The organism is Acaryochloris sp. 'Moss Beach', from assembly GCF_021497025.1.
Classification (GTDB): domain Bacteria; phylum Cyanobacteriota; class Cyanobacteriia; order Thermosynechococcales; family Thermosynechococcaceae; genus Acaryochloris; species Acaryochloris marina_A.
Window position 1 is genome coordinate 648,897 of the sequence record NZ_CP071717.1, and the last position, 22,967, is coordinate 671,863.

A 22,967-nucleotide genomic window follows, 5' to 3' on the forward strand; every position below is an offset into this window, starting at 1 on the left:
CTTATTTGAATGAAATCTTTTCTACAAGAAAGAGTCAATCGTAATCTGATGAGCTAATGGAGAAGGGTTTTTTTAGCATCTCTTGCTACGGTTTGTCTTTCAAAAAAACCTTGGGTATTCATAAATAAAAAGCGATCAATGGCCTTTGTCTACAGTTAAATACAGGTGAAGATGGGGTTTGATTACTAAGTACGAGAGATCTAATTATACTGCAGACGACTTGTGACTTAACATAGTAGCGGAGAGATTTGGCACACTGGGAGTATCCCCCACCTACTCTCTTACTTGCATGATTAAAATTGATTTCACCGCAGAGGAAATCCAACACCTCAACTACGAACGCTATCATCATCCTCACCCACGGGTGCAGCGACGGATGGAAGTGCTCTACTTGAAAAGTCAGGGTCTTCCCCATGCCCAGATTTGTCAGCTTTGTCAGATTAGTCGTCCGACCTTAGCTAAAACCCTTCGTCAGTATCAACAAGGCGGAATTGAAGGACTGAAGACCCTGGAATACAAAGGTCAACCTAGTTCACTCAATGCTCATAGCGATAGTGTGAGAGCCTACTTTGAGCACCACCCGCCCCGCACCAGTGCAGAAGCCCAAGCAGTCATTGAACAATTGACAGGCATTAAGCGTTCTCCAACCCAGATCAAAGCCTTCCTCAAGCGCATTGGTTGTCGCTATCGAAAAGTGGGGGTATGTGCCGGGAAAGTCGAGTCTGCCCGAGAAAATTGAGGAGCAAGAGCAGTTTCGACAAACTCGCCTTGAACCCTTATTAGAGGAAGCTCAACGCCAAGAGCGTCTTGTCTTTTTTGTGGATGCTGCTCATTTTGTTCACCGGGCTTATCTGGGGTTTCTCTGGTGCCTTCGTCGGATCTTCATCCCGTCTCCTTCTGGCCGTCAACGATTCAATGTTCTGGGTGCACTCAACGCTGTCACCAAAGAAGTCACCAGTATCACCAACCACACCTACATCAACTCTCATAGCATGTGTCTGTTGCTAGCCAAGCTGGCACTACTCGACCCAGTCATACCCATCAGCGTCATTTTAGACAATGCCCGATATCAAAAATGCCAGCTGGTGACTGACTTTGCTGAGATCGTCGATATTGAGTTAGTCTATTTGCCCTCCTATTCACCCCATTTGAATTTGATTGAGCGGCTTTGGCGCTTTGTGCGCAAGGAATGTCTCTACTCGAAGTATTATGCCGATTTTCACTCTTTCAAAGGGGCCATTCAACATTGCATTGATCAATGCAATGGAGAGCACAAGGCGAAACTAACAAGCCTTCTATCACTCAAGTTTCAGTCTTTTAAAGAAGTTAATATCTTAGCCGTCTAGAGTATAACTGATAACGGTAACTTGCTGGGCACAGTCTTTAGCCCGTTGTCTGGCTTCCTCTATGGTCTCACCTAGGGCTAGAGCGACCCCCATCCGTCGATTTTTATGGGCAGTGGGTTTACCAAATAAGCGAACGCGGCTGGTTGGCACGGTAAGAGCTGCAGCAACGCCTTCAATCTTGGGCTCCTTGGATGCCTCTGAGGCCAAAATTACTGCTGAAGCTCCAGGGCTAATGAGCTGGATATCACCAATGGGAAGCCCCAGAATGGCGCGAGCATGCAGTTCAAACTCCGACATGTTTTGGCTAATCATCGTGACCATGCCTGTGTCATGGGGGCGAGGGCTGACTTCGCTGAAGTAAACCGTCTGAGCCTGATCGGCCGGCCCCGCAATAAAAAGTTCCACGCCAAATAGTCCCCACCCTCCTAAAGCATCGGTAATTTGGCGGGCCATAGCTTGGCAGGCTTCCAGGGTATTGGGGTGGAGGGCACAGGGCTGCCAGGACTCTCGATAGTCCCCGCTTTGCTGCACATGGCCAATGGGGGGACAGAAGTGGGTGCCTGACTGGGACCGCACGGTGAGTAAGGTTATTTCCGTTTCGAACTCGACAAAGCCTTCAACGATGACGCGGGGGGCGTTGCCACGACCGGCTTCTAGGGCATAGGTCCAGGCTGGGATAATTTCGCTGTCTGTTTTGACTAAGCTTTGGCCTTTACCTGAGGAACTCATGACGGGTTTGACCACGCAGGGAAGGCCAACGTGTTGTACTGCCTGTTCATATTCTGCTTGGGTGGAGGCAAATTGGTAGGGAGAGGTTTTTAAGTCCAGGTCACTGGCTGCCAGACGCCGAATGCCTTCCCGATCCATCGTCAGATTAGTGGCTTTAGCGGTGGGAATTACGTTCCATCCTTCCGCTTCTAGTTCGAGTAGGGTTGCAGTGGCGATGGCTTCAATTTCGGGCACAATCAGATCTGGTTTAACCGACTCTATGACCTGGCGCAGGGCCGCCCCATCCTGCATATTAATCACAACATGACGCTGGGCAAACTGCATGGCAGGGGCATGGTCGTAGGAATCTGCTGCAATCACTTCAATGCCTAAGCGCATGGCCTCTAGGGCGACTTCCCGGCCGAGTTCTCCTGACCCCAACAGCAACAGCCGTTTGGCAGATTCGGAAAAAGGGGCACCCCAGGGTGTGGTGAGAGAAGTGTTTGCAGGAGGGCTGATCATCGTTGTCGAGGAATCAATCTATAAATTTACATGGATGCAGTATGACCCATAACGGTTTCATACCATAATGCTGATTAGCAGTTTGCGGGAATAGGTTGGCGTTCTTGCTGGATCTAGTCCTGCGTTTTACAGATAGATGTAACAATCATGGGCCTAATTGTTCAGAAGTTTGGTGGCACGTCCGTTGGTTCAGTCGAGCGGATTAAAGCGGTTGCCCAGCGGGTAAAGCAGACCGTTGTCCAGGGCAACTCGGTGGTGGTGGTGGTGTCGGCCATGGGCAAGAGCACCGATACTCTGGTCCAGCTGGCCCAAGGTGTATCCTCCAATCCCTGCCGACGCGAGATGGACATGCTGCTATCGACAGGGGAGCAAGTCTCAATTTCCCTCCTGAGCATGGCCCTCCAGGAATTGGGGCAGCCTGCTATTTCCTTGACTGGGGCTCAGGTGGGGATTGTCACAGAACCTGAACATACCCGTGCTCGCATTCTCCACATTGCCACGGAACGCTTAGAACGCCATCTCAATGAAGGAAAAGTGGTGGTGGTGGCTGGATTTCAGGGCACCTCTAATACCTCCGATCTGGAAGTAACCACATTAGGCCGAGGTGGATCAGATACCTCTGCTGTGGCGTTGGCGGCGGCTCTAAACGCCGAAAAATGTGAGATTTATACCGATGTGGCTGGGGTGCTGACGACGGATCCTCGGTTGGTAGAGAAGGCCCAACTGATGGAGGAGATTACTTGCGAGGAGATGCTTGAACTGGCGAGTCTGGGGGCTAATGTCCTTCATCCTCGGGCGGTGGAGATTGCTCGTAATTATGGGGTCCAGATGGCCGTCCGCTCTAGTTGGACTGATGAGCCTGGTACTCAAATTATCTCTACTGGAACGCAACCGAAAACTTTGACAGACCTAGAATTAGGTCGCCCTGTTGATGCGGTGCATTTTGATTTGAACCAAGCTAAGGTTGCTTTGCTCCATGTTACTGATCGGCCAGGGGTCGCAGCAGGATTGTTTGGGGAGTTAGCCAATCAACACCTGGATGTGGACTTAATTATCCAGTCGATTCATGATGGCAACTCCAATGATATTGCTTTCACCGTGGCTCAAGACTGTTGTGATCGTGTTGAAGCGGTGGCGACTGCCTTTAGTGCGAATTTGCCCACTGGTCCTGCCTCGGAGGTTTTGGTAGAACCCAAGGTCGCTAAGGTGAGTATTGTCGGTGCGGGGATTATTGGCCGTCCGCAAATTGCAGCCCAAATGTTTCAGACCCTGAGTGATTTGGATATCAATTTGCAGATGATTTCTACGTCTGAGGTGAATGTCAGCTGTACGATTGCTGCTGCGGATTGTGAACGGGCAACGAAAGCCCTGTGTGATGTCTTTGAAGTCACTAGCTCTTCAATTGATAGTGGGATCTCCTTACCCGATTACCCCATTCCCCCGGTGCGTGGTGTGGCCCTAGATCTTGAGCAAGCCCAACTCGCCATCCGTAATGTTCCAGACCATCCTGGCATGGCGGCTCATATTTTCCAGGTTTTAGCCAAACGAAATATCAGTGTAGACATGATTATTCAGTCTCAACGCTCTCGCCAGGTGGAAGGGCAGATTACCCGAGATATTGCCTTTACGGTGGCAGAGGGGGACTTAGAGGTGGCTCAGGGGCTTTTGCTGGATTTGTCTCGCAGCTTAGGGTGTGGTGAAGTGGCATCTGATTCTGCGATCGCAAAAGTCAGTATCGTCGGTATCGGTATGTTGGGGCAGCCTGGAGTTGCAGCGCAGATGTTTGTGGCTTTAGCCCAGCAGAAAATTAATATTCAAATGATTGCCACCTCGGAAATTCGAGTCAGTTGCGTGGTGGCCCAGGAAGATGGGAGTACTGCTTTGCAGGCGATCCATAAAGCGTTTGGCCTAGAGGGTTAGCTTTTTGGCTGCAAGGCTTCACCCTCCGTAAGCCTTTAAAAAAGAAAATGACCTCGTGATCAAGCGAGGTCATTCAAGGATTTGTATTTGGATCTAGGTAAGCACTGCTGCTGCAGTCCTTACCCAGAAACAGTGGTGAACACACAGTGATTACACTTTATCGGCAGTCACAGGTTGGCTCTACCGAATAATTACGGAGTCCAAACTATTTTCTGCGAGAATTTTCGGAGTAAACAAAAAGTCTCTGAAGAATAAAAAAAAGATGGTCAAAAAGTTCCGTATTTATACGGAGGTCTTTTGGTAATCAATACCATCCCATTAAAAAACCGACAGGTTAAACCCTGTCGGTACATCATTTCCCAAAAAAACACCGACAAGCTGAACCAACCTGTCGGACGTATGTGTGTTCCCCAATGACGACTCAGATAACTCTAAGTCTTCTTCAATATCGCTGGAAAAAATGGAAGCTAGTGTGATCTAAATCACGTTAGCTAGGCAATCTTTATCACTTACAAAAATAGCTAAAGAAAAATGGGAAATAACTATTCCCGAAGTAATAAAATTCGCAGGGGGTCAAGGGTAATTGACCAGGGAAAAGGCAGGTTTTTGAGCTGTTTCCATTTGTCTTTGAACACTTCAGCCTGGAGATAGTAATCTTCTGCGTGGGTGGGGGGTGTATTGAGCTTGAGATAGAGGGTCATCCGGTGAGGGGTCTCTCGGGTCATCGCTAGCCAGCCTGGAAAGGTATTACTAGGTGAAGTCACGGGGGACTCTAAATCTAAAAACCGAATTTGATGGGCGCGAATACCCATTTGGGAATGGTGGGGCTGAACAGGCTCCAGGATCTGTAGGGTGCACTCCCAGTCCAGGGCAAACACCTTGTCTGGGCCACTCTGCTGGATGCGGGAAAAGTTTTTACAACCCGTGAGTTGGGCAATGCTCAGGGTTTCGGGATGTTCTAGGATTTGATGCTTTGGGCGTAAGGTAGAGGGTTTCCCTTGCTCCACAACCATCAGCTGATCGCAAAGTCGATAGGCTTCTTCCACATTGTGAGTGACCCAGAGGGTCATGCCCTCAAAGGTGGATAGACGAGACACCATCACTTTCTCAATCTGGTTACGGAGGTGGGTATCCAATGCGGAGAAAGGTTCATCAAAGAGTAAGAGTTGGGGCTGGCTTGCTAGGGCCCTTGCCAGAGCAACCCGCTGTTGCTGTCCTCCAGATAATTCCTGGGGCAAGTGGTGGCCGTAGTCAGCTAGCTGAAGCGGAGCTAAGTGGGATGCAGTTTCGGTGATATTGAGGGATTGTCCTGCTGATAAGGCAAAGGCAATATTCTCAGCGGCAGTGAGGTGAGGGAACAGGGCATAGTTTTGGAACAAGATGCCAATATTGCGATCGCAACTCGGTATATTAATGCCCTGCACTGAGTCAAACAGCACCCGACCATTGAGGACAATCCGGCCCCGATCAGGAGTTTCAATCCCGGCAATACAGCGGAGGAGCATACTTTTTCCAGCTCCTGAAGCTCCCAATACCCCCAGAGTGGTTTCTTGGGTTTGGAAAGAGATATCTAATTGGAATCCAGCCACTCGCTTTTGCAAGTCAACCCATAACCCCTTTTCAGTAGGGGGATAGGACGCACCTGAGGGTAATCTGGGTCTCAAGGGGCGACGGTGACGGAACTGTTTGAACCGAGGTTTTCGACTGAGCCACAGATTCATCCCCATCAGGCACCCTAAACTGACGAGGAGGGTGATGCTGCACCAAATCAATGCTTCTTCAAATGTCCCGCCTTCAACGGCAAAATAAATCGCCATTGGTAAAGTTTGGGTTCGCCCTGGAATATTGCCCGCCAGCATTAGAGTTGCTCCAAATTCTCCCAAGGCTCGGGCAAAGGCTAAACTCGTGCCTGCTAAGATTCCTGGCCCGGCTAAGGGTAAGACCACTTGCCGAAATACAGTCCATTCAGAAGCCCCCAACGTGCGTGCCGCCGCCTGTAGATCGGGCTCAAGCTGCTGGAAGGCTCCCAATGCGGTTTTGTACTGCAAGGGAAAGGATACAACCGTGGCCGTAATCACAGCGGCATACCAAGTAAACACCGGGTTCAATCCCACAGGGGTCAAAAACTGACCAATGGGACCTTGAGTCCCCAGAAGAAAGAGGAGCATAAACCCCAACACGGTGGGAGGTAACACCAGGGGGGTCAGGAGGATGCTCTCGATCACCGCTTTGCCTTTGCCCCGATAGCGGTGCATGGCATAGGCCGTTGCCACCCCCGAAGTAAAGGTGATACCGGTTGCGATCGCAGCAATCTTTAAAGAGGTCCATAGGGGCGCAATGCTCACACATCAATCCTCAGGCACTAAACCAAATCCAGCCTGAGTGAAGCGGTCTTTCGATTCAGGAGTGGACAAAAACTCGACAAAAGATTGAGCCGTCTGGGGCTGAGAACTCCCAGCCACAATAGCAATCGGATAAACAATGGGAGAATGGCTGTGGGCTGGGGCAAGGGCCACCTGTTTCACCCGATCAGACTGGCGCACATCAGTGGCATAGACAACGCCTGCATCCACATTGGCACCCGCAACCGCCGCTAGAACCCCATGCACGCTATTGGCAAAAATTAGCTTGGTCTGAATCTGTTGAGATAATTCGAGTGTCGAAAAAACTTCTTGGGCATATTGCCCAGCGGGGACGCTCGCCCCTTCTCCCACCATAATTTTTTTAACTTGGGGGGACGTTAATTGCTGAAACCCCGTCAAAGACACCTGAGACTCCTCAGGTACAATCAGGGCCAGTTGGTTCGTGACGATGGATCGATGGGAGTTCTGGATAATGAGTTGCTGCTCTAACAGCCTGTTTATGGGCTTAGGTGCAGCGGAGAAGAACACATCCACAGGTGCCCCTTGCTCTATTTGACGTTGCAAGACCCCCGAGGCCGCAAAATTAAAGGTCAGATCAATCTGGGGATAGGCCTTCTCAAATTCCGGCTCTATAGCTTGCAAAACAGTTTGTAGACTGGAAGCCGCAGATACCGTAAGCTGGCGGGTTTGAGGGGCAAACTGGCATCCCCCCAGGATCAAAGCCACTAAGCTGATCATCCGTTTTGGGACTGAAAAATTCATCATGCTGCGGCCATAAAGGAAGATGCCTTCATCCTAGAGGCAAAAAGACCTGTGTAAATTCCAGGAGAAAACAGTGATTTTTCTCTGAGAGAATTCATTATAAATACCGAAGCGTAAGGCTTTGAGATGGGGCAAATTTGTGTATACACACACATTTTTGCTCGGATCACACACATGTATAATCCCTCCTTGACAGAAGAAAACCGTAATCAGGTTAGCCCCGTAATCGCTCCTCGCAAAAATACATCTCTGTATAACTGGTTAGAAGAGAATGGTCGTTTCCGCCAAAATGATGAATCTGATTTCGACTGGTCTACCGATGACGAAGAACTGCTTTCAGAATATTCCAACAACAACAGCAACAGTAACAACGACGAGAGTTATACGCCAATGGCTGCGTAAAATCATTGTTTTTTCTTGAGGGATATTGACAATATCTATCTTGGTTTGTTGGATCCAATCAATTGATCTTGCCCGATGTATTTTGCATAGAATTGACGCGATCTAACAGACTTAATAGCAGTTGATCCATCACCTGGGAAGCATTGAGTTGCAAGGTAGCTTCACGATTGGAGTACCATTGCCACTTTTGATACTCATGGGGATCGAGGCAAAGCTGTTGCTTTTCAGGAGCGGTCAGCGTGACTACATAGGTGAGATTGAGGCTGTGCAAGCCCCGATCCTGAGGGGATTGCTGCCGATGGGCAAAACAAGTGGAATAGACTCCCATAAAGTGGAATCGACCTGTTGCGATCGCAAGTCCAGCTTCTTCCCTCGCTTTCCGCTGGGCAGATTGTAAGGGGGACTCTCCAGCGATCATACGTCCGCCAATGACCCACCAAGATTTTTGGGGATAGGTACGGCGTTTAGCCAACAACACCTGTTGTTGATGGCTAAAAACTAAATCAACGCAAGTAATGACCAGATGATCTAGAGCTTGACTAAAGACCTCTGTCGGTAATCTGGCATCCAGCCCCATTTGATAAGTGCGGTCTGGCTCATGATAATGGGGCACTTCAGAACTCTGGTCTGAAGGATTAGATTTCTTTGGTGAGAACATTGGAGGGGGTTCAATTAGCTGATCGGAGATGATTTGAAGGCTGCGATCGCAATACATCCCCACCCGACTAGAAAAGCGACGCCACCCAGAGGAGTAATAGGGCCAAACCACTTAATTTCAGACAGGCTCAATCCATATAGGCTGCCAGAGAATAAGACAATACCAGCAATAAAGGCATAGCCTGCAATAGTGAGTACCCCCTCTCCTCCTTCTGCTCGACTCAACAGCAGGGATACCAGGATCAGAGCGAGAGCATGATACATCTGATACTTGGTGCCAGTCTCAAAAATTTGCTGTGACTTTTCGCTGAGTTGAGCTTTGAGGGCATGGGAAGCAAAAGCTCCTGCCGCCACGGAAAGGCCACCAAAAATTGAGCCCGCCATTAGGAATATGTTCGCCATGAATTCCTGTTTCTCTTGATGAAACTAACATTATGAATCATGGCATTTTTTAATTCATCTTTCTGGTCTGCTCAGGAATGAGGAAAGTCGTTGTGGCAGAAGCCATCATTGTTCGTTCTACCTGGCTAAATATTCAATCGGCCAGTGCTAAATAACTGATAGCCGCCCACAAAACATCCAAAAGATACACAAAATTGCCATAAGCTTGTGGGATTCAGAACTGCACGACTGCCAAAGAAAATCAGTAGCACGCCAATTCCCATCAGAATCCATCCCAACATTTTTTCACGTCTAGGCAGGAAAAAAAGGGAAACTATGCCTCCTGTCAGAAAAAGAACGGAAGCATCTGCTGCAATCCCTCTCCACCAGTAGGGATACACATTGGTCGTAAAGTAAATGTTTTGTCCCAAAAAGTAAAAGCCAAGGATCAACAATCCTAAGCCTATTAATCTGCCCATGCACAACTCCCTTCAATCTTCAGAAATGGGTTCTCAATTAAAATGCCCGTTTTATGGAGTTGAAGAGTCAATAACCTAGGACTTGCTATGCCAAGTAGCCTATCCTCTAATAATGCTATTTATTTTTTTCGAGAGAAAATAAAAAAACTCATATTTAAACTCCGTCCATATTAAAACCCATAGTTTTCAGGGTAGCTATTTAAGTAGCCTAAACCCTACGCCTTAAAGGTTTATAGACATCTCAGCTTTTGATGATCGCTAGCAAGCTTAAAACAGTTCTAGGGGAGTATCCATGAACCCATGTATATTTCTTGCATATTCCGAAAAGATTTTCAGGTATCTTTTTTTGAGAATATATATCCCAGCTGATACACAGCCTAAGCCAATTCGTCTTTTTTGCAGATGATTCATCATTTAAGAATTCTCTGCTCAATTGTCAGATTGCAGCTACTTGAGGAAATCGTCGTTGCCTCATATTTTCCTGTATTGCATAAGCTGCACATATGCAGTAGCTAGATAGCTGACTGCCTGACACATCTCTGAAAGCCTTTTCTTCGTAAGGGTTTGCACTGTAAGAATAGCAACGCTGCCCCTAAGGCAAGAGAGTTGGTAATACGTTTAGGTTGCGTTTGACGTGTGAACAATGCCAAAAGCTAGCCTTATACACCCTGCTATTCAGCATCCAAAAGCTACGTATCTAAAGACTTTGAGGTACTTATGTCAGGCAGTCAGGCTAGATAGTCACTGCGTAAAAGAGAAAAATTCCCAAAAAAAATCTCATAGCTCTAATGTGATGAGCTATGAGATCAAATTTTCTTAAACTAAATGGGCTTTAGTAGCGTCGGCCGCCACCAAAGTTGCCACCCCCACCTCTGTTTTCGCGGGGTTTTGCTTTATTGACTTTCAGGGTACGGCCCATCCACTCAGCACCATCTAGTTCTTCAATCGCCTTGGTTTCTTCGGCATCATCACTCATCTCGACAAAACCAAAACCTCTCATCCGACCTGTTTCACGGTCGGTGGGAAGCTTGGCGGACTTGACAGTTCCATATTCTGCAAAAACGGTGTTTAGGTCTTGCTCTGTAACGTCATAAGAGAGGTTACCAACATAAATCGACATGAATTAAGTCCCAAAATCAGTAGAGGTGTAGAGAATTGGATTTCGGTGCGTGGTCTTAAAAATTGAACTGGATAAAACCAAGCAATTCTGAAAACTAACGGGAAACCGATATTTATATCTCGCTGCCTATAGTAACCGATCCCCAAACTAGATGCTGAGTTAAGAAGCAATCTTTACAGTGATTTCGGTCTTCTTTAGAATTAAGCCCCTATTGTAGAGAGCTTTAGTGCTAGATCTGGTCAGTTAGCTTTTCCCCAGCTTCTACCCAACTTATTCACAAAATCATTCTAGTTTTCCACAGTAAATGGATTGTTTTCCACAGGCTAGAACGACAGATTAAGGGTTTGGGCCATTTCTGGGGAATATGCAAAAAAAAAATTACGACCTAATTCCATAGTGTGTATAGCTTTGAGTTCAATCAATGAGTTCAAAAAAACCGATTGACAATCACACTGGTAGACCGCAAGATAGGACTCCCAGCCTTAAGTGCTGCGCTCTATATTTCGCAAGCCATAGGGTCGAAGAAGGATCTCCGACTAAGACTTGTGTGACTAAAGAGGGCATCAGTTGTCATGCTTAATCGTCTGGTGCATCGACCATCACTACCGACCTCACTGTTGTTCAAGAGCGACCGAAATTTATGTCAACGACCGTTAGCATTCTGGCTGATATCCCTGAAGATCTCCATGACGCATTAATGAGTTATTTGGAAACCCATCCTGACTGGGATCAAGATCGGGTTATCTCAGCGGCACTATCGTTATTCCTCATGCAGTACGGTCAATCAGACCGCAAGACAGCTCGCATCTATCTTGATAGTTTGTTCAAAAAAGAACTCCCTACAGCCTGCTAATGGCTTGATATCCAAACCATCTCCCCAGTGAGTTAGTCCTGCAGACTGAAGATTTCATCCAAAGAGAAGCATCTTCATCGAGCAGAGAAGCTAATTTCGGATCGAGAACGTTAGTACAACATATGTGAACTGAAGGGCAGCTCATAACTTTTAGTGGTTCCTGAGATGAGCTAACTTCTAACTCAGCACAGATGATTGCGACAATACATAACGTTCTAAGGCGGCTTTTAGTTCTTCACTCCGAATTGGTTTACTCACATAATCTTGCATGCCAGCTTCTAGACACTTTTCTCGGTCTCCTTGCATGGCATTAGCTGTCAAAGCAATGATATGAGGCTGAGCTTCACGAGACCAAGTCTCTTGAATAGCTCGGGCTGCCGTCAGGCCATCCATTTCAGGCATTTGCAAATCCATCAACACCACATCGTAGGGTTGGCGATGGAGAGCTTCTAAAACTTCTTTGCCGTTATTGGCCACATCTGCCTCGTATCCCAACTGTTTCAGAATAAGCAATGCAACTTTTTGGTTAACCACCACATCTTCAGCTAACAAAAGGCGCAAAGTTTTGGAGTTGGCAATAGGTTGGGGGGTAATAGGCTCAGGATGGGGAGTATTCTCAAACTGCTTCGTAACTGCTCGGACCAATATGGCACTTAACTGTGCTTCTTGAATGGGTTTATTCAAAATGGCATAAAAAAGACTTTTGTCCATCGGGGTTGAAATAGCCTCAACCCCCAGAGAACTAAGCATGATAAGGGGCAGGTCTTTATATTTTTGTAGAGCGTGGATCCTTCGAGCTAGGGTTAACCCATCCATCTCTGGCATTTGCATATCGACTACAGCCAGATCAAAGTTAGATCTTCCTCGCAGGAGTTCAAGGGCTGCTGGTCCACTGGGGGCTGCTTGGGAATGCATTCCCCAAATATCTGCAAATATTGTCAGAATTTTTCGATTCGTCAGATTGTCATCGACGATCAGGAGCCGTTGACCTTTCAGCGGTGCTAAATCATGAATCGGAGCACAGTCAAAAGTGTCGGCAACCGGAGCGGCAATCGTAAATGAGAAAGTGGAACCCGCCCCAATGCCACTATCCACCCATATCTTTCCACCCATCAACTCACAGAGTCGCTTACTAATGGCTAAGCCCAACCCCGTGCCGCCATATTTGCGGGTCGTGGAGGAATCGACTTGGCTAAAGGATTGAAACAACCGATTTAACCGATCTTCTGGAATGCCGATCCCTGTATCTTTCACCGCAAATTGGAACAATCGGTGAGGAGCCTGGCCCTCGCTATCAGAAAACGCCATATCCTGCGTCTCTGCAGTCACTTCTTTGACATAGACAACGACTTCACCGTTGTTCGTAAACTTCACTCCATTCGTAAGCAGATTAACCAGTATCTGGCGCAGACGGGTAACGTCTCCGACAATACCGCAGGGCAAATCTGGATCAGCAATATAAGCAATTTCTAAGCCCTTCTTAAAGGCTCTTGGTGCGACTAATTTCAGGGCTTCTTCGATACAGGACTTGAGGTTAAAAGGTTGTTCTTCAACTTCGAGTTTCCCAGCTTCGATTTTAGAGAAATCAAGAATGTCGTTGATCAAGCATAGAAGCGCATCCCCACTACTGCGGATAGTATCGACAAAATCCTGTTGTTGAGCATCCAGGGACGTATGGGTCAGTAACCCTGTCATCCCGATCACCGCATTCATAGGAGTTCTCAGTTCATGGCTCATATTGGCGAGGAATTCGCTTTTCACCTGGCTGGCTGCATCGGCACGGTCTTTGGCCGTTTGTAATTCTGAATTGACGCTGCGCAGATTGTCATCCGCCTGCTGGCGTGCCGTTACATCTTGATAAACTCCAAGAATGCCGATGATGGTTCCATCCGCCTGATGAAGAGGAACTTTAATCGTCTCCAGCCAAGTTTCTGCGCTGTGGCGTTTCAACAACGCGGTTTCAATCTCTCCAGTCGTCAAAATCCGCTGCTCGCTAGCTTGAAATGCTGCTAATTCTGCCGGAGCCCACGGTAGGTCAGCATCCGTTTTACCGATGACTTGCTCTGGTTGACTCAAGCCAACATAGGTTGCAAATTGTAGGTTGCAATCCAAGTAAATACCCTCACGATCCTTCCAGAATAGAAGCTGTGGGATCGTGTCAATCACTCGTCTTAATAACTGCTGGGAAGTTTGGAGGTCTTCATTCATCTGCATGAGATGGGCTTCAGCTAGCTTGCGAGGGGTAATATCCTGCAAGAACAGGGACAGCCCGTCTACACTAGGGAAAATGCGGACTTCTAACCAAATTTTGCGATTGGCGTAAAAGACTTCAAAGGACTGACTGATTTGGTCTTGTAACGCGGTCTTGTAGTTGTCCTGATGGTCAAGCCCTAATTCCTGGGGGTAAGTCTGCCAGAAATCTTGTTGGATGCCATCCTGTAGAACTGGCCCAAAGAGTTCAGCTGCCTTCTCATTGATATAGACGACTTGCCAATTTGGACTCAGGGTAATAAAAGCATCCGTGATGCTGCTCAAAATGCCAGATATACGTTGTTGGGATTGCTGCTGCTCTTGAATAAGCGCCCATTGCCGTCGAATGACAAGATAGGCAGTGCCGCCCAAAATCACCAACAGACAGCCGAAACTAATCAGTCGAAAGGCATTCGCTGTCTGACTGGCACTCTGATGTTGTTTTGTATAAAGGGTTTCTAGTTGATTGATAGCTTCTGTAGCAGGTTGTTGAAGGATCGCTTGGGTTAGCTGATCGACCTTCGGTTTGTACTCCAGAATAATTCGGGTATGGGCAATGGCTAATAACAGGCCATCTTTATTGGCTTCAGTTTGACTCAATTCTTCTAATTGAGTCATTTGCTGGTTGATTTGTGGAACTAGCGCTTCGTTGGCAGACAAGCTATACAAGAGCACGTTATCCAACATATCTTGGAGTCTTGCCGTACTGCTTTTCGTTAATCCCTTGGTCCGGTCTCCTTGGCGAACCTCTTTAACGAGTTCTGGTAAGTAGGTTAAAGAATTTTTGACTACCGCATTGGTGGATTTAAAAGACTCCACCAATTCTTCTTTCTGGCGAAAAATTTTAGTGTTAGTTTGCAACTGTTGATTGAGGGCTGACGGATCACCAATAAAGCCAGGAATCTGCTCTAACTGGTTTTGTATTGCCCCTTGCTCAGAAATAGCTTGCACCAGTGGATCATAGGAAGGAAGTAAGGCATAACGGGACTTGAGAACGCCTTGATTTAATGCAGCATCTTTAATTAACTGTTGAGTAATTAAGGCGTGATAACGCTGATGAGTTTCGGAATCTACGGATAAGCTTTTAAATATTGATCCAGTGAATAGCAAGAGGAGGGTAGAGGCCCCCAGGTATTTGAAGAACTTCCTCTGTTTCATCAGCTAGACTCCTTCCACTCACTGCGGGTTAGAAAAGAACGGATCGTAAGATCCCTTTTGGTTGGATTGATTGGGTGGTCAAGCAGGGCTGTGACCAAGGTTGTGATGGCCAGGTCTATCATTTGGGCAGCCCGATCATAAAGATAGAGGGCTGTTGAATTAGTCTTAAAGACGGTTAAGGGGCAAGGGGGTCGACAGACTACAGCCACGAACCGATCTCGGATTCGTTCAGATAAATTATTTTGTGCCGCTAAAGAGGATTCTTTTCGTTCCCAGAACAACATCTTGCCCAAGGGAGGATACTCGCTGTTCCCTAGCAATTGCCGAGGGATTATTTGAATAGGTTTATTGCTGTTGTGGATGATTGGAGAACGCCATTGCCTGAAAATAATTTTCTTTGTTAGAGTCCCATGCCATAACGTTCGAATCAAGGAAGAAAATGAGATAATCCCCAATAAATGAGGCCTTTTTATGATTTGGTCCATCTCCTATCCCCCTAGCCCTAGAATAAAACTGATAGCTAGATTCAGCTTTTTAGCTCTTAAAAATTAAATATCAATCGATCTTTATAGGCTTGAATGCTTAATTATTAGTTTGCCCAAACGCTTATTCTCACTAGCAAATAGTTGGGATCAATATCTAAGTCAATGGATGAAGAGTTACAACTCAATCTACTGATATATAGGTAAATTTTGCTGATTTCCTCGTTTCTGGGCCAGGGTAAGCGCAAGAAAATCAAGCCTCTGAAAGGCTAGACTGTAAAGGAAGAGAAGCGCCTAGAACTTTGAGCATATACGCTTCATCCATGCTCGCCCGTTTTAGTTTTTGACGGGTACTTTTCTTAAAGGACGTTTCTTGATTGAGAAGGTTGATGCTCCAGCGTCTCAGGATGGCCATGTTTTCCGGCGCATGTCCTGTGCGAATGCGGCTAGCATCTTCGCCAAAGGTCACGTCTAAGACCCAGTGGAGTTGGTTCTCAATCGACCAATGCTGGCGGATGGCTTTGCCCAACTGCTGAGCATTTGGCGGTAGAGAACTGATATAAAACATCACCTCATAGGTGGTTTTGTTCCACAAGTGACGGGTTCGAGCGACCTTGACGATGGTTTGCAAGCCCTTCCACTGCGCCTGCTTGTACAGAGGACCCATCTGTTGAAGGGACACGGCCCAAACTTGTCGTTTCTCGCGACGATGGTGCCCTGCTTCCACCCGCGCATCATAGCTGTGCTCAATGCACTTAAACTCATTCGCTTCAGCCGTTTCAAACCATTGCTCAACCTGCTCAAACAGCGTGGGATGATTCTCCTTGAGGGCCAGCACATAGTCAGCCTCTTTAGCTTGAATGTGGCGGGCAATCTCGTGCTGAGTTCCCATTGCATCAATGGTAATAATGCACCCGGCAATGTCTAATAGCTCTAGCAGTGCTGGAATAGCGGTAATTTCGTTACTCTTGTCTGCAACTTTGACCTGTCCTAGAAATAACCGATACTCACTGGCCCAAGCACTGACCAGATGCAATGCGGATTGGTCTTGATTGCGATCATAGGAACCTCTGAGTTGTTTGCCGTCAATCGGTATCACTTGAGCGCCGAGGGTTGTCACTACCTGATCCAACCAGTGATTGAAACTCCGCTCAAAAGCGGAGGGGCAAATACGCTCAAACACTCGTCGATAGGTGTCTGCTGTCGGCATCCCAGACGGTAGGCTCAGAAAACTCGACAACCAATCTTGATGGCTTAGACCATAGGTTTCAATGTCTTCCCACCCTTGTGCGCCACCTAAACTTGCCAATAGTCCAATCACGACGATGCTGACAAACGGATGCTGGACACCTTGGCCTCCCCGTGGATCAGGCAAATCTTCAAAACACTCGGACAACTGTTGATAAGCCTGATCGCAATCACTGGCAGGCAGGAGTGACGAGGATGAGTCAGTGGAAGCTGGTGAGGAAGGCGGCTTGCTGAATCCTGTAGCCATGGGGAAACCCTTTTAACAGAATGGAGTTCCATAGCATATTACAGCTTCATTTTTTCTTGCGCTGCCCCTGGTTTCTGGGCGAATATAAATATTTAGTGGAAGATATTAAATCTATCTTGACTTACTCTGTTTTGAGTACAAGATTTGGCAAATCGATTCTTGGCATATTGCTATTCTTTTAGCTTCTGCCTCACTGGAACAAGCCAATCCAAAGCATCTCCAACTGAGATTTTCGAATATCGACATCGCAAAGCTGATGACAACATCAGCGTGAGCCAAGAGATAAAGGTGTCAGCAGTGGATGTCAGAAAATAGGGATGGGTACTCTAGTACTCTGTGTGCTTCACTAATTTCTCTAGCTGAGAATTAACTTAAGAAGCGTAAACATTAGTTCGACTACGACTCATCTGATGGAGGGTGAGCTTACCCCTACCGATCATTAGGTGAATAAATGAAATACTGAAGAGCTGATCCTTCAAAATGAGTCATGGTAACAGGAAGCTGACTTTATTCAGGAATTTAAGGCTGGTATTGATGAAATCAAATATAAAGACATCATAAAGGTTTTGGCTTAAGAAACTATAGATAAGTTAATATTATTGTCATAATAAGCATGACAAATTCCTATAAAGGAAAATGTCCCGAAAGAAAGGTGTCCTTTCTGATAAAAATCGCTGGCCAGCTTATAAATCTCTGTTTCAATTCTTTATTTAACCAGCCTTTGGATCAAAGATCCAAAGGCTGGCTGGGCATTTCCTATGATTAAAACGCTTGAGCCTCAGAAAACAAAATCCACGTTCTGCAGTTACTCTAACCCATCACCTAGAGTTCAAGTCGTGCGGATCACCAACGTTGAAAACTGGTATTTTGAGCGGGTGGTTTTTCCCAAGCAGACCCTAGTGTTTGATGCGCCACGAGCCGCACATCTCGAGATCCATAGCAGCGAAATCGCTACGGCTATCCAAGTAGACTGTATTCCCTGTAGGCGGCTGGCTGTTAAAGCAGCTTAGAGTTTCTGAGGAATACTAATGAGCTGTATCGAACTGCTTTCAGGTTATTTGTGCCATCAGTTTCCATGGTGGAAGGGTTGCCGGATGCGCTATGAACCTGCGCAGAAAACGGTCTATGTTTACTGTCATCATCCACAGGATCCAGAGAATCTATTATCAGCTGGTGACGCCATTGCCCGACTAGATATTGGAGTTGAGCGGTTTATCATTACGATGCCCACGGTTATGGATGTGGTGATTGAGTGTCAGCCGAACCAATACAAAGAGAGTCAGTAGGCACTAGACACAACATTTTTGTGGAAATTTTTGGGTCAAAATATTGACGATAGAGGCTTGTTTGAATTGCTCTGAAGCCGTTATCGAAGGGTAGGTCTAGTTCAACCAAAAGGCTCAATGGCCCCAAATTTGTAGGCAATTCAAAAAATACGATAGTCTTCCAACTACATCACGAAATATTACTCAAGCGTCAATGGCAAAATTGGGGCCATTTCCATGCTGCTGGAGTTACTACCATAGTGTCAGCAGCACCATATTCTTGAATGGCTGTTCCTTTTACAACCATCTATTGTGAAGGGTTAAATCCGAGTTTTCATCATTTCGGTAGAGTACAGCAGAACTCAACGAATGAGATTGAAATTAAGTCTTTTCGATTGGTTAATGCTCTCTAATTTATGCCTATCCAAGAAAGGCAAGTATAGGCAGAGCAAGGCAATGTTGGATGAAATTAAGGGCAGTCAAATAAAACGGTTGTCATATAACGGTCTGCCCACTCATCGCCGAATGCCTTTTCCAAAATCCGTCGAGTTTTGTCATTTTGTTGTTGTTGCTGGCAGTACCGTCGTTGTCCAGCTATGAGTCGATCAATCTCCGATTCAGGCACAGGTTGAGTTGTTATGGCTTGCTGACAATGCCAACTTAAATAGGCTGAGACTCGATCTAAAAATTGAGTTTCTTCCTGGGATGTTCGTGGCCGGATAAACAGGCAGAACTCAGAAAAAATAGTTCCCCATTCGGGTAGTTGTCGAGGCTCTGAAAACTTTAAATCGGGTAAACCCTGGAGATGTTTGTGGTATGACGGCGATAACTTTCCATTAACTGTAGGGGACAGATCGGCAATGGCAGCACTAATGCCACTCCGTCCACCGACCAAATCGGTGCCAAACATAGGCAAGGCATACTGCGGTTCGGGAAACATGACGCAGTGCAAGATATCTAAGCCCGTGCCCACCTGGGCTAACTCCAAATGGAGTTTGCGAAACGGTGGAGCCTGGTAACAAATATTTTCTATGACTAGGAACTCGCCTTCGAGGCGTCCTTCAACATGCCCGAATTCCGAGGGAAGGGGATAGTCTGATAACTCTAAATAGTCGGTCCAAATTGCTTCAATCCGATTGGCCCATTCCTGAATGAGTGGGTGCTGTTGCTGACGTAAAGACATAGATACAAAATTCACTACCAGTTGGTAGTAGAGTAAAAAAAACGGGCTGAAAATAAGGGTTTATCATGCCACTCAAGCCGTCTGAAATCCTACAAGCTTTAGATCGAAAACAGACTGAGTTCCAGGATTTTCACCAAACAACCCTCAAAGTATTAGAGAAATATCGTAAAGCATTAAGTAAGGTTGCCCAACAGCCTGATGCTGAAATCACACAAGGGTTAATGGATCACCACAATCCAGGAGGGCGCCCATTAGAGGCATTAGGGAATAGCCCCAACTGGATCATTCCTTCTAAGCTTAAGTGGTCTAGCCGAGAGCAAAGCCTGGAATGGGTGCGGGAACGGCTGATGGGGATTACCACCTTTGCGGTGGATGGATCTCAAGTCTATCCCAGTAAAGACATTTCTATTCCGATTGGCATGGTGCAAGTGGGCTGGTTTGAGAATCCCCATTTGCCCTTGGGCAGCTATGACAAGGATGTGCGCTTAGAGGTTTTGTCCCCAGAAGATCTAAAGCCACAAGATCGGAGTACTCCGATGGATCGACTGGTTAACATGCACCGGTTTCGCATGGAAATCCAGCGCATGATCGAATTTATGGAGAGTCATACTAATCGTTCGGATTGTTTAGTCTTTCTGGATGGCTCACTAGTGGCTACGTTTGCAGAAAAGTTTGATGCAGAATGCCGAAGATTTTATGTTCAGCAATTAGTAGAGCTATTGCAGGCCAGTGAAAAGTTTCGAGTGCCCTTAGTGGCCTACATCGATACGTCTCGAGCCCGAGATTTAGTTCAGCTTTTGCATTGCTTAAAGAAACTACCGGAAGCCCCGTCCCTTAATGATGCGGCTTTGTTGGGAGTGAATATGAACTGGGGCGATCGCACGCCGATCTTTAGATGCGATCGCAAAGGTGAAACCAGTCATCAAGGCATCCTCCAAGATTATGGAGACCAAGCGGAATCCGTAGCCTTTACCTATCTAAAAACCCATGAAGGCCCCCCTGCCCGTATTGAAATGCCCGTATGGATTTATGAGGCAGGATTACATTCCACGGTGTTAGATTTTGTCCGAGGGGAAGTGATCATTGGGGGTGGGTATCCCTATGTAATCGAAACAGCCGATCGTGTGGCAGTCCTCCAAGCCGAAGATCGCCAGGTCTTCTTCCGCCTTCTGCAAGAATGGGCCGAGAAAGAAGAGATCAATCTCCGATTCTCCCGAAAGATGATTAGTAAAGTCCTGCGTCGAGGTAACTAGCTGTTCACTTCTATCGTGTCGGTAAAAAGCGGCTTTCAAAAGTAAAATTCTGCCCATTTTGGCAACTATAATCATCACCTTAGAGTCCTGAATATTGACAGGGACACAGGATTACGGTTGATTGAAGTGGATGTGAAGGGTAGAGTCCATGAAGCGCATTTTGGGATTAGCAGTTCTTGCTGGGAGCTTAAGTTTGGTTTATCCCCATGCCGCTTTTGCTGGAGATGCCTTAGGCGTGGTCTACCCTGCCGATGGGCATAAAACCACTGCAGCTCAGATTTTTCTGATTGGCACTGCCCCGGCCAAAGGTGATGTGACAGTAAATGGTAAGGCGATCGATCGCAGCCCGACCGGGAACTTTGCCCCCAGCTTTCCCCTAGAGATTGGTGAGAATACCTTTACACTTCAGTATGGTGACCAAACTCAAACCCTCAAAATCACCCGCACGGCAGTTTCTCCCTCATCCACTGCAGGCTTGTCGGCAGACTCCCTAAAGCCCAATACAGAGATTGCTAAACTCCCGAATGAACCCGTTTGCTTTAGCACCATTGCCAAACCCAATGCTCAGCTCTCGGTCAAAATTGGTCCACAAACAGTTCCCCTGCAATCCCAAGAAAAGTCCGTCAATTTACCCCCCAACTCGGCTGCACTAACTCAACAAAATCAACCGCAAACGTCGGAGAAGCCAGGCATTTACAAAGGGTGTACCACCTTTTCTCAACCCGGCGTTTTGGGCAAGCCTGTGTTTCAGCTGACCAAAGATGGACAAAGCATCCAGCGGACGGGGACCAGTACGATTGAAATTCTTTCCCCTCAAAATTTTTCCGTTATTGAGGTCACAAGTGACCAAGGAGTGTCGCGCACGGGACCGAGTACGAATTACTCTCGGTTAACGCCCTTACCGAAAGGAACGCAAGCTCGCATCACCGGACAAGAGGGGGAATGGTTGCGATTGGACTATGGTGCTTGGATCAAAGAGAAAGAAACTCGTCCTCTATCCCAAAATATTCTGCCCCATTCTATTATTCGCAGTCTTCGCAGTCGCCAAACGCCTGGGTGGACTGAAGTGGTATTTCCATTGCAAAATCCGGTACCGATTAGTGTGACTCAGGGTGATCAAACCTTTACCCTGACCCTTCATAACACCACGGCCCAAACGGATGTCATTTTTATGAATGATGACCCAGTGATTCGACGGTTAGATTGGCAGCAGCCTGCACCAGGCCGCGTGGAGTATAAATTTAACCTGAAGCCAAAACAACAGTGGGGCTATAAGCTACGTTACGAAGGCACCAGCTTAATTTTGTCCCTCCGGCATCCTCCTAAAAGCAAGGGACTTGCCAATGTGAAAGTTTTGCTGGATCCAGGACATGGCAGCGAGCATGATCTAGGTGCGCGAGGCCCCACGGGTTTACCCGAGAAAGAAGTCACCATTGTCGTCAGTAAACTACTCCAGGAAGAATTAAAGAAGCGGGGGGCAACCGTTGTGATGACTCGCGAAGGGGATGATGACCTCTATCCCCAGGATCGGGTGGATGTCATTAATAAAACAGAACCGACCATTGCCATTAGTGTTCACTATAATGCCTTGCCCGATAGTGGTGATGCTGTGAATACTGCAGGGATTGGGGCCTTCTGGTACCATGCCCAAAGCCATGATTTGGCAGTCTTTTTACATCATTACCTAGTCGATGATTTGAAGCGTCCTGACTATGGTATTTTTTGGGATAATTTGGCGTTGACTCGACCAACGGTAGCGCCGACGGTATTGATGGAGTTGGGATTTATGATTAATCCGACGGAGTTCGAGTGGATTACAGATCCAAAGGCTCAGAAGCAGTTGGCGGTTAGTATGGCAGATGCGATCGCAGCATGGTTCTCAAAACAATAAAGCTAATCTTTGGAGCTACTCTTCAGCTCACCCAACCTGAAGAGTACAACGAATTCCCTAACTAGCTATCCGTTTCAACTTTAGTTAAGTGGATATGCTTGCGCCCCAAGGTCACCTCGAACATATCACCAGGCGTCAATTCCATTTGCTTGGTGTAAGCCGCGCCAACTAGCAAATTGCCATTGGTTTGAACAGACACCATATAGCTGGGTTGACGTCCTGACGTACCAGTTCCGTTACTGGTCGGCTGAGCATCAAGGTCTACTCCTTCAGCATCCAGGACAGCATTCATAAAAGCCATCACATTCAGGCGCTCTGACCCATCTGGGTCGAAGGAGTAGTAGCCACAAGCTTTGGCTTTGTCCTCTCGGCTTAAATCACCCAGCGCTTTGATTTTGGTTAATAGTTTCTCTCCGGTCAATGGCTTAACCGTTTTTTTCTTTAGTTTAGGCATAGGTCTCTAATGCAGTAATAAAC

19 protein-coding genes and 1 pseudogene are annotated in these 22,967 nt (G+C 46.9%); 8 read left to right on the plus strand and 12 right to left on the minus strand.

The genetic code is table 11. The features are described 5' to 3' along the window. The first annotated feature begins 289 nt into the window (after nucleotides 1-289). A pseudogene (locus HRE53_RS03080) lies at nucleotides 290-1,346 on the plus strand (IS630 family transposase). Here the strand turns inward: HRE53_RS03080 and purT are convergent. Beyond that, nucleotides 1,335-2,576 carry a formate-dependent phosphoribosylglycinamide formyltransferase gene (gene purT, locus HRE53_RS03085; protein ID WP_235109030.1) on the minus strand — a complete coding sequence of 414 codons (1,242 nt, stop codon included), beginning with the start codon at nucleotides 2,574-2,576 and terminating at the stop codon, nucleotides 1,335-1,337. The pseudogene HRE53_RS03080 and the gene purT overlap by 12 nt on opposite strands. A gap of 147 nt (nucleotides 2,577-2,723) precedes the next feature. Here purT and HRE53_RS03090 point away from each other — a divergent pair, with 147 nt between their 5' ends. Next, a complete protein-coding gene (locus HRE53_RS03090; protein ID WP_235109031.1) occupies nucleotides 2,724-4,496 on the plus strand; it encodes an aspartate kinase in 1,773 nt (590 codons plus the stop codon). A gap of 542 nt (nucleotides 4,497-5,038) precedes the next feature. On the opposite strand, the gene modB is transcribed toward HRE53_RS03090, so the two are convergent. Both modB and modA read right to left on the minus strand, forming a co-directional pair. After that, nucleotides 5,039-6,841 (minus strand): molybdate ABC transporter permease subunit, encoded by a 1,803-nt coding sequence (modB, locus tag HRE53_RS03095; RefSeq protein WP_235109032.1) that lies wholly within the window; start codon nucleotides 6,839-6,841, stop codon nucleotides 5,039-5,041. Between the two features lie 3 nt (nucleotides 6,842-6,844). Continuing rightward, nucleotides 6,845-7,624 carry a molybdate ABC transporter substrate-binding protein gene (gene modA, locus HRE53_RS03100; RefSeq protein WP_235109033.1) on the minus strand — a complete coding sequence of 260 codons (780 nt, stop codon included), beginning with the start codon at nucleotides 7,622-7,624 and terminating at the stop codon, nucleotides 6,845-6,847. A gap of 171 nt (nucleotides 7,625-7,795) precedes the next feature. On the opposite strand from modA, the gene HRE53_RS03105 reads away from it, so the two are divergent. Beyond that, complete coding sequence (locus tag HRE53_RS03105) at nucleotides 7,796-8,023, plus strand: DUF3134 family protein (protein ID WP_212662174.1); 228 nt, start codon at nucleotides 7,796-7,798, stop codon at nucleotides 8,021-8,023. Nucleotides 8,024-8,081: 58 nt separating this feature from the next. Here the strand turns inward: HRE53_RS03105 and HRE53_RS03110 are convergent, their stop codons facing one another. The 4 genes from HRE53_RS03110 to HRE53_RS03125 all read right to left on the minus strand — a co-directional run bounded on the left by HRE53_RS03110 (nucleotide 8,082) and on the right by HRE53_RS03125 (nucleotide 10,660). Next, entirely contained in the window at nucleotides 8,082-8,681 is a 600-nt protein-coding gene (locus tag HRE53_RS03110; protein ID WP_235109034.1) for an NUDIX domain-containing protein, read from the minus strand. A 14-nt stretch (nucleotides 8,682-8,695) separates the two neighbouring features. Further along, nucleotides 8,696-9,082 carry a DUF423 domain-containing protein gene (locus tag HRE53_RS03115; RefSeq protein ID WP_235109035.1) on the minus strand — a complete coding sequence of 129 codons (387 nt, stop codon included), beginning with the start codon at nucleotides 9,080-9,082 and terminating at the stop codon, nucleotides 8,696-8,698. Between the two features lie 125 nt (nucleotides 9,083-9,207). After that, nucleotides 9,208-9,540: a hypothetical protein gene (locus HRE53_RS03120; protein WP_235109036.1), complete on the minus strand. Its 333-nt coding sequence runs from the start codon at nucleotides 9,538-9,540 to the stop codon at nucleotides 9,208-9,210. 832 nt (nucleotides 9,541-10,372) lie between these two features. Then, a complete protein-coding gene (locus HRE53_RS03125) occupies nucleotides 10,373-10,660 on the minus strand; it encodes an RNA-binding protein (RefSeq protein ID WP_212662178.1) in 288 nt (95 codons plus the stop codon). 640 nt (nucleotides 10,661-11,300) lie between these two features. Between HRE53_RS03125 and HRE53_RS03130 the strand changes: the two genes are divergently transcribed. Then, nucleotides 11,301-11,513 carry a DUF2811 domain-containing protein gene (locus HRE53_RS03130; protein WP_212662179.1) on the plus strand — a complete coding sequence of 71 codons (213 nt, stop codon included), beginning with the start codon at nucleotides 11,301-11,303 and terminating at the stop codon, nucleotides 11,511-11,513. 177 nt (nucleotides 11,514-11,690) lie between these two features. Here the strand turns inward: HRE53_RS03130 and HRE53_RS03135 are convergent, their stop codons facing one another. The 3 genes from HRE53_RS03135 to HRE53_RS03145 form a co-directional block, all read right to left on the minus strand. Then, a complete protein-coding gene (locus tag HRE53_RS03135; protein WP_235109037.1) occupies nucleotides 11,691-14,921 on the minus strand; it encodes a DAHL domain-containing protein in 3,231 nt (1,076 codons plus the stop codon). Next, nucleotides 14,921-15,352, minus strand: a complete 432-nt coding sequence (locus HRE53_RS03140) for a hypothetical protein (RefSeq protein ID WP_235109038.1) — start codon at nucleotides 15,350-15,352, stop codon at nucleotides 14,921-14,923. The genes HRE53_RS03135 and HRE53_RS03140 overlap by 1 nt, the downstream gene beginning before the upstream one ends. Before the next feature lie 304 nt (nucleotides 15,353-15,656). Then, nucleotides 15,657-16,898: an ISAs1 family transposase gene (locus tag HRE53_RS03145; RefSeq protein ID WP_235107866.1), complete on the minus strand. Its 1,242-nt coding sequence runs from the start codon at nucleotides 16,896-16,898 to the stop codon at nucleotides 15,657-15,659. A 758-nt stretch (nucleotides 16,899-17,656) separates the two neighbouring features. Between HRE53_RS03145 and HRE53_RS03150 the strand changes: the two genes are divergently transcribed. Both HRE53_RS03150 and HRE53_RS03155 read left to right on the plus strand, forming a co-directional pair. Continuing rightward, nucleotides 17,657-17,908, plus strand: a complete 252-nt coding sequence (locus HRE53_RS03150) for a DUF1830 domain-containing protein (RefSeq protein WP_212662181.1) — start codon at nucleotides 17,657-17,659, stop codon at nucleotides 17,906-17,908. An 84-nt stretch (nucleotides 17,909-17,992) separates the two neighbouring features. Further along, nucleotides 17,993-18,184 (plus strand): hypothetical protein, encoded by a 192-nt coding sequence (locus HRE53_RS03155; RefSeq protein ID WP_235109039.1) that lies wholly within the window; start codon nucleotides 17,993-17,995, stop codon nucleotides 18,182-18,184. Nucleotides 18,185-18,632: 448 nt separating this feature from the next. On the opposite strand, the gene HRE53_RS03160 is transcribed toward HRE53_RS03155, so the two are convergent. Continuing rightward, complete coding sequence (locus HRE53_RS03160; protein ID WP_212662183.1) at nucleotides 18,633-19,346, minus strand: phycocyanobilin:ferredoxin oxidoreductase; 714 nt, start codon at nucleotides 19,344-19,346, stop codon at nucleotides 18,633-18,635. Between the two features lie 65 nt (nucleotides 19,347-19,411). On the opposite strand from HRE53_RS03160, the gene HRE53_RS03165 reads away from it, so the two are divergent. Next, nucleotides 19,412-20,599 carry a DNA double-strand break repair nuclease NurA gene (locus HRE53_RS03165; RefSeq protein ID WP_235109040.1) on the plus strand — a complete coding sequence of 396 codons (1,188 nt, stop codon included), beginning with the start codon at nucleotides 19,412-19,414 and terminating at the stop codon, nucleotides 20,597-20,599. Between the two features lie 148 nt (nucleotides 20,600-20,747). After that, nucleotides 20,748-22,490 (plus strand): N-acetylmuramoyl-L-alanine amidase, encoded by a 1,743-nt coding sequence (locus HRE53_RS03170; protein ID WP_235109041.1) that lies wholly within the window; start codon nucleotides 20,748-20,750, stop codon nucleotides 22,488-22,490. Between the two features lie 61 nt (nucleotides 22,491-22,551). On the opposite strand, the gene HRE53_RS03175 is transcribed toward HRE53_RS03170, so the two are convergent. Then, nucleotides 22,552-22,944: an AbrB family transcriptional regulator gene (locus HRE53_RS03175; protein ID WP_212662187.1), complete on the minus strand. Its 393-nt coding sequence runs from the start codon at nucleotides 22,942-22,944 to the stop codon at nucleotides 22,552-22,554. Nucleotides 22,945-22,967 lie beyond the last annotated feature (23 nt).